15 protein-coding genes are annotated in these 13,849 nt (G+C 48.0%); 10 read left to right on the forward strand and 5 right to left on the reverse strand.

What is annotated here, in order from left to right; genetic code table 11:
• Window positions 1–8: 8 nt before the first annotated feature.
• Together U0358_RS01530 and fabR are read right to left on the reverse strand one after the other, a co-directional pair.
• On the reverse strand, window positions 9–2,027 hold the full coding sequence (locus tag U0358_RS01530) for a S9 family peptidase (protein WP_322406789.1): 2,019 nt from the start codon (window positions 2,025–2,027) through the stop codon (window positions 9–11).
• Window positions 2,028–2,066: 39 nt separating this feature from the next.
• Entirely contained in the window at window positions 2,067–2,687 is a 621-nt protein-coding gene (gene fabR, locus U0358_RS01535) for an HTH-type transcriptional repressor FabR (RefSeq protein ID WP_317498204.1), read from the reverse strand.
• Window positions 2,688–2,840: 153 nt separating this feature from the next.
• Here fabR and U0358_RS01540 point away from each other — a divergent pair, with 153 nt between their 5' ends.
• From U0358_RS01540 to U0358_RS01550, 3 genes are all read left to right on the forward strand, one after another.
• Window positions 2,841–3,980 (forward strand): fatty acid desaturase, encoded by a 1,140-nt coding sequence (locus U0358_RS01540; RefSeq protein ID WP_322406790.1) that lies wholly within the window; start codon window positions 2,841–2,843, stop codon window positions 3,978–3,980.
• Window positions 3,981–4,094: 114 nt separating this feature from the next.
• Window positions 4,095–4,412, forward strand: coding sequence for a flagellar basal body rod C-terminal domain-containing protein (locus tag U0358_RS01545; protein ID WP_322406791.1), 318 nt, complete (start codon window positions 4,095–4,097; stop codon window positions 4,410–4,412).
• A 69-nt stretch (window positions 4,413–4,481) separates the two neighbouring features.
• Window positions 4,482–5,240: a putative metalloprotease CJM1_0395 family protein gene (locus U0358_RS01550; RefSeq protein WP_416182999.1), complete on the forward strand. Its 759-nt coding sequence runs from the start codon at window positions 4,482–4,484 to the stop codon at window positions 5,238–5,240.
• A 13-nt stretch (window positions 5,241–5,253) separates the two neighbouring features.
• Here U0358_RS01550 and U0358_RS01555 read toward each other — a convergent pair whose 3' ends face one another.
• The gene (locus U0358_RS01555) at window positions 5,254–7,584 is read right to left on the reverse strand and encodes a Tex family protein (protein WP_322406793.1); all 2,331 of its coding nucleotides are present in this window, start codon (window positions 7,582–7,584) and stop codon (window positions 5,254–5,256) included.
• Window positions 7,585–7,647: 63 nt separating this feature from the next.
• A complete protein-coding gene (gene greB / locus U0358_RS01560; protein ID WP_322406794.1) occupies window positions 7,648–8,127 on the reverse strand; it encodes a transcription elongation factor GreB in 480 nt (159 codons plus the stop codon).
• A 233-nt stretch (window positions 8,128–8,360) separates the two neighbouring features.
• Here greB and U0358_RS01565 point away from each other — a divergent pair, with 233 nt between their 5' ends.
• The 7 genes from U0358_RS01565 to U0358_RS01595 all read left to right on the forward strand — a co-directional run bounded on the left by U0358_RS01565 (window position 8,361) and on the right by U0358_RS01595 (window position 11,965).
• On the forward strand, window positions 8,361–8,705 hold the full coding sequence (locus U0358_RS01565; RefSeq protein ID WP_322406795.1) for a hypothetical protein: 345 nt from the start codon (window positions 8,361–8,363) through the stop codon (window positions 8,703–8,705).
• A gap of 103 nt (window positions 8,706–8,808) precedes the next feature.
• On the forward strand, window positions 8,809–9,423 hold the full coding sequence (locus U0358_RS01570) for an FMN-binding negative transcriptional regulator (RefSeq protein ID WP_322406796.1): 615 nt from the start codon (window positions 8,809–8,811) through the stop codon (window positions 9,421–9,423).
• 238 nt (window positions 9,424–9,661) lie between these two features.
• Window positions 9,662–10,273: a hypothetical protein gene (locus U0358_RS01575; protein WP_322406797.1), complete on the forward strand. Its 612-nt coding sequence runs from the start codon at window positions 9,662–9,664 to the stop codon at window positions 10,271–10,273.
• A gap of 93 nt (window positions 10,274–10,366) precedes the next feature.
• A complete protein-coding gene (locus tag U0358_RS01580; RefSeq protein WP_322406798.1) occupies window positions 10,367–10,621 on the forward strand; it encodes a type II toxin-antitoxin system Phd/YefM family antitoxin in 255 nt (84 codons plus the stop codon).
• The gene (locus tag U0358_RS01585) at window positions 10,614–10,877 is read left to right on the forward strand and encodes a Txe/YoeB family addiction module toxin (RefSeq protein WP_322406799.1); all 264 of its coding nucleotides are present in this window, start codon (window positions 10,614–10,616) and stop codon (window positions 10,875–10,877) included. Before U0358_RS01580 ends, U0358_RS01585 begins: the two co-directional genes overlap by 8 nt.
• Before the next feature lie 138 nt (window positions 10,878–11,015).
• Window positions 11,016–11,231: a TIGR02450 family Trp-rich protein gene (locus U0358_RS01590; RefSeq protein ID WP_322406800.1), complete on the forward strand. Its 216-nt coding sequence runs from the start codon at window positions 11,016–11,018 to the stop codon at window positions 11,229–11,231.
• Complete coding sequence (locus U0358_RS01595; protein WP_322406801.1) at window positions 11,210–11,965, forward strand: penicillin-insensitive murein endopeptidase; 756 nt, start codon at window positions 11,210–11,212, stop codon at window positions 11,963–11,965. Before U0358_RS01590 ends, U0358_RS01595 begins: the two co-directional genes overlap by 22 nt.
• Window positions 11,966–12,097: 132 nt before the next feature.
• Here the strand turns inward: U0358_RS01595 and U0358_RS01600 are convergent, their stop codons facing one another.
• The gene (locus U0358_RS01600) at window positions 12,098–13,726 is read right to left on the reverse strand and encodes a hypothetical protein (RefSeq protein WP_322406802.1); all 1,629 of its coding nucleotides are present in this window, start codon (window positions 13,724–13,726) and stop codon (window positions 12,098–12,100) included.
• Between the last annotated feature and the right edge of the window lie 123 nt (window positions 13,727–13,849).

Consider the following 13,849-nt stretch of genomic DNA (forward strand, 5'->3'; position numbering starts at 1 on the left):
AGCCAGCTTTATTTAAGCTGTTCAGCGTGCGGCAGTTCAAACGAGGGTTTTTCCTCAGCTTTTTCTACCAGGAAGGTATCCATCCAGCGCATGAAGCGCATGCTGTAATCCAGCTGTGCCGCCACTTTGCGGTTACCATGGCCTTCGCCGGGGTATAACACGAGGCGAACTGGTACCTTGCCGTGAGTTTTCAGGTAGCGGTAAAGCTCCATAGATTGTGAAGGGTGTACACGGGTGTCCTCTTTACCATGCATAATAAGAATTGGCGTACGTGCCTTTTCTGCGTGGTAAATTGGGCTGCGCTCTAAGTACCATTCCCACTTGTCCCACGGATAGCTACGGGCATGCACGGCGTGCATTTCTTTGGCTATGTCGGTAGTACCAAACTTAGACAAGTTGTCGCTGATACCCACAAACATAACACTGGCCGCAAAGTGCTCGGTCTGTGCTGTTGCGCCCCAGGCCGACGCGTAACCGCCGTATGAACCGCCGGTAATACCCACGCTCGACTCATCGGCTAAACCAATCTCGACCAGATGTTTTTTCGCATCCACAATGTCGTCGAACTCTTTACCCGCGTAGTCATTCTGACCCAGCTTAGAGAACTCGACACCACGACCAGTACTGCCACGGTAGTTCGGGAAGAATAGGGCATAACCCTTCGCTGCGGCATGCTTAACTGGTGATGCATAGCGATCTAACCAGCCATTGCTGTAATGCGACTCAGGACCACCGTGAATCACCATCATTAACGGATAGGTTTTACCTTCTTCGTAGTTGGTTGGGTAAACCACAATACCTTCCAGCTTAAGCCCGTCGCGTGCTTCGTAGGTCATGGTTTCCTGACGAGGCATGTCGATCTCAGCCAGCCACGGGTTAGAGTCGGTTAAACGTTCCAGACGACCGTTGCTGTATTTAAACGCCTCGCTCGGGTGGCTTGGACGATGCCCCGTTAAAACAAATTCCGATTTACCGGCTTCACCGTCCAGACTGGTGAAAACGGCTTCACCCAAATCTAGCAGGCTGCGGCTTTCTAAAAACTTAAGTGTTAATGCCTGCACTTCGGTTTCGGTACCGCGGTGACCTAACCAGATAATCTCTTCATCGGTACGCCAGCTAAAGTCTTTTATAGAGCCATTGTAGTCAGGCAATACGTTGCGATGTTCTTGTTCACGAGTGTCGTAAACGAACAGAGAACCCGCTGAAGGGTCGTTGTAGTCCGCTGCGCGGATCATAGCTAAATAACGACCGTCCGGTGAAAATTCCGCACGACCAAGCTTGCCTTCACTTTCAAAAGAAGTGACCACTTCGCCATCCAGGCTAATAAGCTGGTATTGGCTGCTCATGTAGTTGTCATCAATGAGTGAAGTTGGTGCGGTACGAACCAGTAACTGCTCGTTATTCGGGTGGAAGCTAACCGAAAGCGCGTGCTGGCCTTCAGAGGTCACAGCCGTTGCTTCTTTGCTTAAGTCTTCCAGCGAAACCTGATAAACCTGAGTATAGGTTAAGTCTTCTTCGTAAACTTCGGCTTTAAACCCTTTTTTCGACAACTTGGTTTTGTCGATATCGTCTTTACCTGAGGATAAAAAAGCTAAATGTTGACCGTCTTCACTAATTGCATAGTTGCCAATGTTACCGTCAAATTCAAAAACCGATTGAACGCCGCCGCCGTGCACAGGCATGCGATATAATTCCTGGTACTCATCGCCTTCTTCTTTAGCGGTAAAGTAAAGGTACTCGCTCTGCGGCCCAAAACTGACCCGGCTGAACTTCTTATCTTTGCTTAGGTATGAAGTTTCCTGACCGTCAGCATTAATAAGTACTAACTCACTGTAGCTGGAACCGTCATCGTCTTCGTACGGAGTACGGGGCGTTGAGCGGATAACCGCAGTGAACCGACCATCCGGCGACAATTGAGCCGAACGAATGGCTTTGGTGGTTACGGTTTCCATTAGCGTCATCTCACGGGCATCAATATCTGCTGCCCAGATTGCTAATGCCATACCGCCTACAGCACGTAAAAGCATAATGTTCTCCAGTTTCTTGTTCTGATTAAGGTTACTTTTTTAGGACTCTCGTTTTAGTAATCGGCGAGTCGCTTCGGCGCCTCTGGCAACTAAGCGAACTTGCAGAATCGTTTTCTCGGTAATAATTTCTCGTTCTTCTTCATCTACGTCAAAGCAGTCTGCTCCGGCGCTGAACACGATTTTAGCAATAGTGTCCGACTGTAACTCGGCCAAGTCGCGGCTAAACGATTGTTCGTTAACCAAATAGTCTTCCAGCTCGGCCTTAAAATGGTCTATTTCGCGCACTACCGCTAAGCGGAAGCTGCGTGAACGACCGGAGCGTTCCTGAAGCAATAGCCTGAAGGTGGCAGTATTGTTCGCCACAAATTGCATAAAAGTTTCTATAGATACCCGAATAATAGAGCCGCCGGATTCAATGCGCTGACGCGCCTGGCGTAACAGTTGGCGTAGAGCCAGACCGCATTCGTCGACCAAAGTGAGTCCTAACTCATCCATGTCGCGAAAATGTCGGTAAAATGACGTGGGAGCAATACCGGCTTCGCGCGCAACCTCACGCAGGCTCAAACTGGAGAAACCGTTTTCGGCACTTAATTGGTTCATTGCCGCGTTAATTAACGCCTGTCGGGTTTTCTCTTTTTGCTTTGCGCGAATTCCGGCCATAGTCGTATAGTCATCTTTGCGGGTATATTAAGAATGATAACACAGCTTTTTACACTTTTACCGCTTGTAATTTGAACACAAAACACGTACATTCAGCGTACAGGTGTACGCTATTAGACGCCTGCCTTTATTTGAATGTTTTAGGTTATATGCATGCAAAAAATTTCTGAAAAGCCCCCCATTATCTGGTTAAACACTCTGGTGTTCGCTATTACCTTTATTGTCGCCATTGTTGGTGTACCTTTATACGCTTACAACGTTGGCATTGGTGCCGCGTTTTGGTGGGTTATGTTTGGCACGGCGTGTTTCGCCGGCTTATCTATTACAGCGGGCTATCATCGCCTTTGGGCGCATCGTACATACGATGCTAACCCCGTAATTCGTTTTATTTTTGCCATTGGCGGTGCGGTTGCGCTGCAGAACAGTGCGCTTCACTGGTCTTCTGACCACCGTGAACATCATAAGCACGTTGATGACAACGACAAAGACCCGTATTCCGCTAAGCGCGGTTTCTGGTACTCGCATATTGGCTGGATGATCCGTGAATATCAGGCAAGCCGTTATACCGACTACGATAACGTTAAAGACCTGCAGAAAGACCCAATTGTTATGTGGCAGCATAAGTATTACCTGCCGCTAACCCTGTTTGTGAACTTTGGCTGGCCAATTGCCGCCGGTTTCATGCTCGGCGATGTGTGGGCAGGGTTATTGGTTATTGGCGTGTTACGTCTGGTGCTAAACCACCACACCACGTTCTTTATTAACTCGCTGGCGCATATTTGGGGTAAGCAGCCTTATACCGACAAAAACACTGCGCGTGACAATGGCGTGCTGGCGTTTCTGACGTTTGGTGAGGGCTATCATAATTACCACCACATTTTTGCTGCTGATTATCGTAACGGTATTCGCTGGTGGCAGTTCGACCCAACTAAATGGCTTATCGTGGCCAGTAAATGGCTGGGTCTGGCGAAAAACTTAAAGCGCAGCTCGCCGTATCAGGTTGAGCGGGCGAAACTGCAAATGCAGTTAAAACGTGCTCAGCAAAAAGCTCAGGCGGCGCCGGAATCTTTGTTTGAAAAGGCTCAGGAACATTATGACCAAATGGGCCAGCAGTTGAAGGCTTACTATCAGGCTCGTAAAAAGCTTCTGGACACCAAAGCTAAAGCCCTAAAAGAGCATGTAAACCTCGATCTTGATGCGTTGAAGCGTCAGGTTGATGAAATGAAGGCTTCGCTGGAAACGCAAAAACGCTCCTGGAAAGCGCTATTAAACCAAATTCAGCAGCACGCATAAGTATCGATTAAAATTGCGACGAATGGCATTTGTCAGTACTTGAAAATGTTTAAAATATGACCGATACTGATAAGTAGATTCGAAGTAACGCGTTTTAGCGCGTGGGAGGAAACGATGGAAATTGGTGCAGCAATGAACTCAGGCCTGCAGGGTATGCAACGTGCAAACCAGCAGGTATCACAAGCGAGTCAGGAAATTGCGTCTGCTTCAACATCGGGTCGTAATGATGTTCAGCAGCAAAGCAATGCCGTTGCCAATGGGGCTCAGGCCGCAACTGAAACTGCGTCTGAAACCAGCCAAAGTGTTACGGCTGCCAATACGACTGACTCTCTGGTTTCATTAAACCAAGGGCAGACTAACTTTGAGTCAAACACCCGTACGGTAGAAACTGCCGACGAGGTGCTAGGCACAATGATTGATACCAGCGCTTAATGTTCTAGTATGAATATCTCACCAGCGTTACCGCCTATTCCTGTAACGTCGGCACCACCTGCGGAGTCGATGAACAGGGATAATTTGCAGCGGCCGCTGGTGAATGAACCTGCCAAATCAGAGCAATCCGGTAATAAAGCCGATACCCAGACCGACAGAAAACCCGACGCGAAAGCAGATGGTAAGCCGGACAGCAAAAAAGCCACCGACAAAGCCAGCAAAGATGTTACTGACAATGCTGAAAGGAATCAGCAGAAGCTCAGCGAAGAAGAAGTTGAAAAAGTCGATGAGCTAAAAAGCCGTGACCAGGAAGTGCGTGTACACGAACAAGCCCACGCGGCAGTTGGTGGTCAGTATGCTGGTTCTCCTTCCTATGAGTACGAACGTGGCCCTGACGGTAAGTCTTATGCGGTGGGCGGCGAAGTTCAAATAGATGTCAGCCCGGTTAATGGTGATCCGCAAGCTACCATTCAAAAAATGCAACTGGTACGACGCGCCGCATTAGCACCAGCACAACCATCGGCTGCCGATCGTTCAATTGCTGCCGAAGCGGCTAATAAAGCTACCCAGGCGCGTGCAGAGCTGGCTCAGCAACAGGTAAAGTCGGGTGAAGAAGATGGCGAAAACACTACTCCGGATATTAGTATTAATGCGCCGTTTAATAAAAGCTTAGAGGGCGAAGGCAAGAGCCAGTCAGCGTCTTCGGACGTAGCGCCTGAAGAGCAGGGTAAAAAGACGTTGTCGTCTCCTGAACGAGGCGAGATGATAGCTTCTTTCTACGATAAGCGCGTTCGTCCTTCCGTGGACTCATTCAGCGCTACCGCTTAACCCCAATCCTGTTTTAATCTTTCTTCGCTTTTGCAAAGGCGTCTGCTAATGCACTGCCCATTGCTGAGTTTTGTGGCTGTGGCGCACGACCACCATTACCTGAAGGCTTTTTCTTCGGCCCGCTTCCTGTTTTTGCTTTAGGCTTGTCGCTGCCCGCTGTATTGGCTGGGGCTTCATCGCTTAAACGCATGGTTAAGCCAATACGCTTACGTTCAATGTCTACTTCCAGCACCTTAACCTTCACGATATCGCCGGCTTTAACCACTTCGCGCGGGTCGCTGACAAACTTGTCCGCCAGTGCTGAAATGTGAACTAGACCGTCCTGATGCACGCCCACATCAATAAAGGCACCAAAGTTAGCCACGTTAGTCACTACACCCTCTAACAGCATGCCGGGCTTCAGATCGCTGACTTTCTCAACGCCTTCTTTAAATTCTGCCATTTTGAACTCAGGACGCGGATCGCGGCCGGGTTTTTCCAGCTCCGCCAAAATGTCGGTCACTGTCGGCAGACCAAAACGCTCGTCGGTGTAGTTTTTAGCGTTCAGGTTTTTAATCAGTTGCTGGTTACCAATAAGCTCTTGTACCGGTAGCGCGTTCTCTTTAGCAATGCGCTCAACCACAGTATAAGCCTCGGGGTGAACCGAAGAGGCGTCCAGTGGTTGCTCACCGTTACTAATGCGTAAGAAGCCTGCCGCCTGTTCAAAGGCTTTTGGTCCCATGCGGGAAACATCCAGCAATTGTTTGCGGTTACGGAATGCACCGTGCGCATCGCGGTGTTCAACCAAATTCTTAGCCAGAGTTTTCGACAAACCCGACACGCGTTGCAGCAAAGCGGCAGACGCCATGTTGGCGTCCACACCGACAGCGTTTACACAGTCTTCAACCACTGCATCCAGGCTATGCGCCAGTTGCGACTGGCTAACGTCGTGCTGGTACTGGCCCACACCAATAGACTTGGGTTCAATTTTAACCAACTCGGCCAGCGGATCTTGCAGGCGGCGGGCAATAGAGACCGCGCCACGGAGTGACACGTCCATGTCCGGGAATTCCTGCGCAGCCAGTTCAGAGGCCGAGTAAACCGACGCACCGGCTTCGTTCACAATGACTTTAGTGGCTTTAATTTCGCTGTGCTGCTTGAGCATATCGCCGACCATTTTGTCGGTTTCGCGCGAGTGGGTGCCGTTGCCAATGCTGATAAGTTCTACCTTGTACTGCTTGCACAAAGTAGCCAGCGTACGCATGGCTTTGTCCATTTGGTTCTGCGGCTGGAACGGGAATACCGTGTTAGTGGCAACCGCTTTACCTGTTTCATCCACCACGGCAACCTTAACACCGGTACGCACGCCCGGGTCTAAGCCCATAGTGGTTTTAGCACCGGCAGGTGCCGCCATCAGCAAATCTTTTAAGTTACTGGCAAATACCTGAATCGCGGCTTCTTCGGCACGTTCGCGCACGCGAGCCATGAGCTCGGTTTCCATGTGCAGTGATAACTTCACCCGCCAGGTCCATTGAATAACCTGACGCAACCAGTCGTCGGCAGCGCGGCCTTTATGCTCAAAGTTCAGGAAGTCGGCAATAATCACTTCGCAATGTGAGCCGGCGGTCTTATCTTCACTGCCCGGATCAGCGTCCATCGACAACTGCAAAAAGCCTTCGTTACGGCCGCGCAGCAATGCCAGCGTGCGGTGTGACGGAATGGTCTTAAACAGCTCAGAAAATTCAAAATAGTCGCGGAATTTCGCGCCTTCTTTTTCCTTACCCGCAGCAACGGTGCTGGTTAAGTGTGCGTTCTGCCATAAGTGCGAACGTAAGCGTTTTAGTAACTCCGCCTGCTCGGCAAAGCGCTCCATTAAAATGGCGCGAGCGCCGTCGAGTGCCGCTTTCGCATCGGCAAAGCCTTTGTCGGCGTCAATATATTCGGCTGCAACCTGTTCCGGGTTTTGTGTTGGGTCTCTCCACAGCAAGTCTGCCAGCGGCTCAAGCCCTGCTTCAATGGCAATTTGGCCTTTGGTGCGGCGTTTCGGTTTGTAGGGCAGGTATAAATCTTCCAGCTCGGTTTTCGAGTCAGCCGTTTTAATGCTCTGAGCCAGTTCGTCGGTTAACTTGCCTTGCTCGTCAATCGACTTGAGTATTACCTGGCGGCGGTCGTCCAGTTCGCGCAGGTAGTGAAGGCGCTGATGCAGCTGACGCAATTGCGTGTCGTCCAGGCCGCCGGTCACTTCCTTACGGTAGCGCGCAATAAAGGGCACCGTTGAGCCTTCATCCAGCAACTGGATAACAGACGAAATCTGGCGTTCATCAACCTTCAGTTCATTAGCAAGTAATTGCGGTATCTGGCTCATAGTACATCTCTTAGTTTTGAAACTTTACGACAAATAATGGGGACGAATACTATCACGAATTGGCTACGCGGGCTGTTGGTAACTTATCTTATTAATGAACCAGACTTTACTGCCCTGAGGTGTGTTAACTTCCGCCTCGTCGTCCACCTGCTTTTTCAGCAGGGCACGCGCCATGGGTGAATCAATAGACACCGCGTCTTTGCGATCATAAATTTCATCCGGCCCAACAATTTGAAACGCGCGAACGTTCTCTTTCTCGTCCTCAATTTCCACCCAGGCACCAAAAAACACCTTACCGTCCTGCTGCGGCGAATAATACACCACCTTCACCTGCTCCAGACGCTTGGTTAAGTAGCGAATGCGGCCATCAATTTTACGCAGCTTCTGTTTGTTGTATTTATAATCGGCGTTCTCAGACCGGTCGCCGAGGCTCGCCGCCCACGACACCTTCTCCACCGTTTCGCGACGCTCCACCCGCCAAAGGTGTTCAAGCTCCTGTTGTAACTTTTCATAACCGCCAAGGGTGATTAAATTGGTTTTCATACGCTGATTCGTTATTGCCTGCGTTGAGTGATTAGGGGGATTTTACTGGGTTATTTGTCTGAAAGAAATGGTGGTAGCTTATCAAGTGGGCTGGATGTACCCGCGTAATGTTGACCAATAACATGTGTGTATATTTGGGGGGGGAACGGGTTCCACTTAGTTTCACAATGTAGCAGACTGTTACTCACCGCTTATGGCGACGTTAAGTTTCAACTCAACCTAAGGAGAAATTAATGAAGTTGATTAAATATGCGTCAATTTTGGCGCTGATCGGAACTCTTGTTGGCTGTGGTCATGGCTACGAAGGGGAATATCAAAGCAAAGCCGGATCATCAAATGAGTTTATGAATGCATTTGCTGGTGCTGCTGGAAGCCAGAAGATCGTTATCGGCTCTGACTATATAGAGTCACAAGGTCAGCGTACAGAGTTTGATGATATTTTTGTGCGTGAATCAGGAGAGGAAAGCTACCTTGTATTTAAAGACAGTGAGTCAGAAGAGGCATGGAAAATTGTAGATGAAGACACTCTGCTACAAGGTAATGGCTTTATGAATGTCAAGTTAGTAAGAGTCAAATAAACTTAACAAGGCCGTTAATTCGGCCGCAAAAAGCGCGGCCTAGGACGCTCCTAGCGTCGCGCCTATTACGGCGGCGTTAACTGGCTTCAAAGATAAGGAACATATGTACATCCCCAAAAACATGGAAATGTCTGAAGAAGACGCGATTAACACGTTTATTGCTGAGTATGGATTCGGTGTTCTGGTGTCTGCTGATTTGACTGCAACGCACTTGCCTTTGATTTATGAATCAGATGAGGGATCGCTAGGCTGCCTATATGGGCATTTCGCCAGGGCTAACGCGCATTGGAAAGTACTGGAAAACCAGCGCGTCATGGTTATTTTCAATGGGCCGCATTCTTATGTATCGCCGACATGGTATACCTCAAAGCCAGCCGTACCCACATGGAATTATGCGGCAGTTCACTGTTATGGTGTCTTGGAGCTCTTGAGCGAGCAAGAAAACGAGCTGGCAATGAATCAACTCGTAGCGAAATATGAGCCTGAGCTGCTTAATGCGCCAGAAACTATGCCCGAAGATTATCAATCAAGGCTACGACAGGCGGTAGTAGGCTTTAAAGTTGTTTTGGACGACATTCATGGTAAGGAAAAGCTAGGTCAGCATCGCAACATTGAGGACCAAAAAGGGGTGTTCTCAGCGCTTAGTGAGAGTATTCAACCAGGTGGTGTTGCGTTGTCGGCATATATGAAAAAGCGGAACCTTGGTGTTGGCAGTTAACAAGGCGCATCAGCACGCGCCTGCGGCGCTGGACACTCACTTTGTTCGTGCCGCTGTGCTCGAGCGTTAGCAGTACAAGAATGGGCAGCTAATGGAAGTATCCAGAGAGTTTGAAAGTTGGGGACTACGTTACTCTGGGTGTGACGGTGGAGATATTGGAAGTCCAACGAGCCCGGCAATTTGGGTATGCGGCATAGAGTGGGGTGGTGGCCATACCCCAGAGTCCCTAGCGTCCCACATGGAAGAGGATGTAAATAACCCGCCGAGAGGCTATGCCGACTGGAAAGAGAACCTTGCCTATATATTTAACTGGCAGGTAATGAAGATACTTTCTGTGCTCTACGGCGGGATCACATCAAAGTACAGACAGTTCGCAGAACGTGCTCAACCGTTTGTTGATGGTGGGCGCGGTTACTTCAAGATGAACCTTTACCCGATCGGCTTTAAAGACACCAGTCATACTCGATGGCACGACAATTTTTCAACTATCACGGGCTTCCAGAGCAAAGCAGACTACCTTGCATGGTGTTCGGCGTTCCGGTTTCCTCGAATGCGAAAGTGGGCAGAGCAGGCCGCTCCAAAATTGATACTTTGCCTGGGAAAGACCTACATCAAAGAGTTTCAATCTGCCTTTTATGACGAAGGATCTGAATTGACGCACGAGGTCATCGATGATCGCGACCTGTTCTGGGGTGTAAACAGCCAAGGATCAGTTGTTGCGGTAATTCCATTTATGGTGAATCGAAATGGCTTAGTTAAAAATGCATCCATTCAACGATTTGGTGAACGTATATCGCAACTGCTAACAAGTCAAAACACTCGGACGCAGCAGAGCTGTTCCGGTGTTTGAGGCGCTAGCCGCCATAATTGACATGTTCATCATATTGTACATGTTGGGGTTTGCGGTTATACTTATTCTGTAAATTGTACGTGTGGAGGTTGTATGAGAATTGTGTCTTTTACAGAAGCAAGAAATAGTCTGAAAGCGGTTTTAGATTCCGTCGTTAATGACGCAGATACAGCTGTCATTACTCGCCGTGATTCGGAAGACGCTGTTGTTATGTCGCTAGACTACTACAATAGTTTGATAGAAACGGTGCACTTACTGCGTTCACCTGCAAATGCTGAGCATTTGAATCGCTCAATTGAACAATTCAAAGCAGGTAAGGCAACCTGCAGAGACTTAATTGATGAGTAGTCGTTTACTGTCATGGACTGACGAATCCTGGAGCGATTACCTTTATTGGCAAACCCAGGACAAAAAAACGCTCAAACGAATAAATAAGCTTATAAACGACGTTAGACGGTCACCGTTTGAAGGTATTGGTAAACCAGAGCCGTTAAAGGAAAATTTAGCTGGTTTTTGGTCTCGACGTATTGATGATACGAATAGGTTGGTGTACGCAGTTGATGATAAAGCGATTACGATCATCTCGTGTCGTTATCACTATTAGATTCGACCCTTGCACAGGGCAGCTAACAAGTTACTGCACCGGAAAAATAACTCGCTAGAGCTCGTCATTTTCCGGTGAGTAAAGCGTTAGGCAAGGAGAGTGATTTTTTAGTGAGGCAATACGAATTACGGAGTCAATATGAATCAAATTAATCCAGCCAAACTGCGTAATAGTAAGTGGACTGCAGTAGAGCCGCTTAATCGCGAGAAGCATTTTTTGGTATCAGAAGTTGAGTATGATGAAGACGGCTCAGTAATTTCATGCAAAATTGAATCAGTGCTTTCGAGAAATGAATATTCAATCGATTGGTTTGAACTTAAAAGTGAAGATAAATGGATCCAAGGTTGGAAATGAGCCCCCCCCTTCAAGGCGTGAGGGCTATCTCTAGGCGTGGTTTGAACGGTTGGCGGCAGAAGAAAATGAACTTTTCTTCTGGCGTTTTAATTTTTTTTTCATCTTTGGCTTCGGCTGGTGAAAGCACCTGTTTTGGTACTACCGCGAACGGAAGACTGGAAGGGGGCGTAGAGCTTCCTGCATCGGGAGAAAATTTCGAGGGGTACAGTACAATAGCCAGACTGGCGGGCAGAACTTATGTCCATTCCGAAGTAAGAGAGATAATTATAGCAGCCTATAAAGAGCTGGAAACGACTCAACCGGGAAAGGTGTATAAATACGCAGAAACTGGATACAAAGACGGGGGGCAGTTCAAACCACATAAAACCCATAAAAATGGGCTGTCGGTAGACTTTATGGTTCCCGTTGTAAACGGAAATGGTGAGTCGGTTCACCTACCGACAAATCCACTGAATAAATTTGGTTACAATATCGAGTTTGATGCAAATAGCAGCTACGAAAATTTCACGATAGATTATGAAGCACTCGCAGCCCATATCGTTGCGGTGCATAAGGAATCAAGGAAGCGTGGGCACGACCTTTGGCGAGTAATATTTGACCCGGAGTTGCAACCTAACTTGCTTAAAACTCGATATTCCGAGTATTTATCAAAGTATGTCGAGTTTTCAAAAAGGCGCTCCTGGGTTAGGCATGACGAGCATTACCACGTAGATTTTGAAATACCCTGTAAATAGTCGGCGCCTTGCGTGGTCTCAATTGCGCTGGACTGCAGAGAGTCTTTGAGTCATTGTACCAACCCCGGCTTCTTCAAATACATCAAGCCGAGGTTGGAGGCGTCCGTTGAGGTAAGGCGAAACGGTCTTAGATTAAAACGGCTTTTTCGCAAAATGAAGCTTTACTTGTCTGACGTCCGCCTCTGGTGGTTCCTGATAGTACGTTAAAGGAAACTCGTCGGCATTACCTTTAATGACAAATTGCTGATACCAGGCCTCAGGAGCGTCTACTCGGCTAAGCTGTAGCTCTACTGACGGTTTTAAGTCATGAAAAGCTTTGTCGCTCCAGCGTCCTGATAATCCGGGGTAGTCGGCGTATTGGTCAAGAATATAATAGGAGCGATCGCTGGCTCTTGTTGCAATAATCCAGCCGTCATCTGTTGGGGTTGCGCTCGCTTGCGCATTTCCTTGTTGAATACTAGTGACGTCTTTGGCTAACGGGAGCGTAACAGGAATAGGCTCTACCGCAGGCATGTAGTCCATAACTGCCGTTATGCTGGATATTTTGCTTAAGTCAGTCTTCTCCCAGCCAAGCGGAACTAAGTAAATGTTCATTTCGCTAGCCCCGGAGTAATTGGGCTCTATTGATCTAAGCATCATAGGAATATTGAGCTTATTGCCTTCATTGTCCATTAGAGTCAGGGAGTTAATGGAAGTTAGCCCGCCCATAACCTTGCCTTCGGGTCCAACAAATTCAAGCTTAAGCTCTAAGCTGTTATCCTTTGGGTTAATGGCGAATGCCGTTTCGGTATGAGCAACAGGGTCACCAACAAAATCAAAATCTGGCGACTCGCCAGCAGAGCTCATAGACAGCTCATATGAACCGTTATTCTCAGCGAGAAAAGTTGCCATTTCAAAAGGAGCCAGAAAATCATCTGTGGAACCAATGACCAGTTCGCTTTTTCGCCTTAATACGAGTGTCGTATCAATTCTTTTGGGGGGGGTACCTGTGACGGTTTTCTGAGTTGTAATAAGTACTAAGTTTTCAATCCAGCCGTCGTCGCGGCTAATGCGCATACGGCCGTTAACTTCCGACCATCTTACCTTCAGGTTAGGGGGGGGGCCCATCATTGGCAGGGCATCTGCAGGGGCGTTGGTCTCTCTGGTAATATCAACAGTAATGCTATTCTCATCAATGCTATCAACCTTGAGAACTAACGAGGGGATCCCTTGAAAGCTATGTAGAGTGACCGATTTCCCTTCAACCATAGGTAGAGCCCAGTTCACAACCGGAGACAGGATAACTTGTTGCAATTGCTCTACTCGTCGTTTGCTCGCTTCCCGGAGGTTTCTGCTTTCTTGTTTTGCACTTACTGTTGTTCTTCCAGTTTCCCGGTTCATCGTCTGGTTGAAGCCTGACGAAATCAGTTCTCTAACCGGCTTTTCCAAGTTGCGTTTAGGGTTTGAGTTGCTGAACTCAACGCTCTCATTAAACGAAAATGTTAGTGCCTGGGGAACGGCACGAACATTAATATCAGGGCCCACCTTATCTACACGGTAATGTAATATGCTATGCAGGGATGCTGTGTCTGCTATTTGCCACTCTCGGTTATTTATATCTAGTATCCGCGTACGCATATCTAAACGGTATTGTTCTGTTTTACCGATATCAGCTTCAAAACGGAGGAATTTTGTTTTCTCAGGCAAAAGAGCCGCTATGCTAATAGAAACGACTATTATTCCGACAAGAGCTAGAAAGATCTTGCGTGACAAAAATTGCATATGACATCCTTGTTTAATGACTATTTTTATAGAATAAGAAATTATACCAAATAATAAAGATAGACGTGAAACTTTGCTGCTTTGCAGCCTTTGAGCAAACCGCTTATATTGGAAGCAGTACTT

It is taken from the genome of Idiomarina sp. PL1-037, from assembly GCF_034422975.1.
Taxonomy (GTDB): domain Bacteria; phylum Pseudomonadota; class Gammaproteobacteria; order Enterobacterales; family Alteromonadaceae; genus Idiomarina.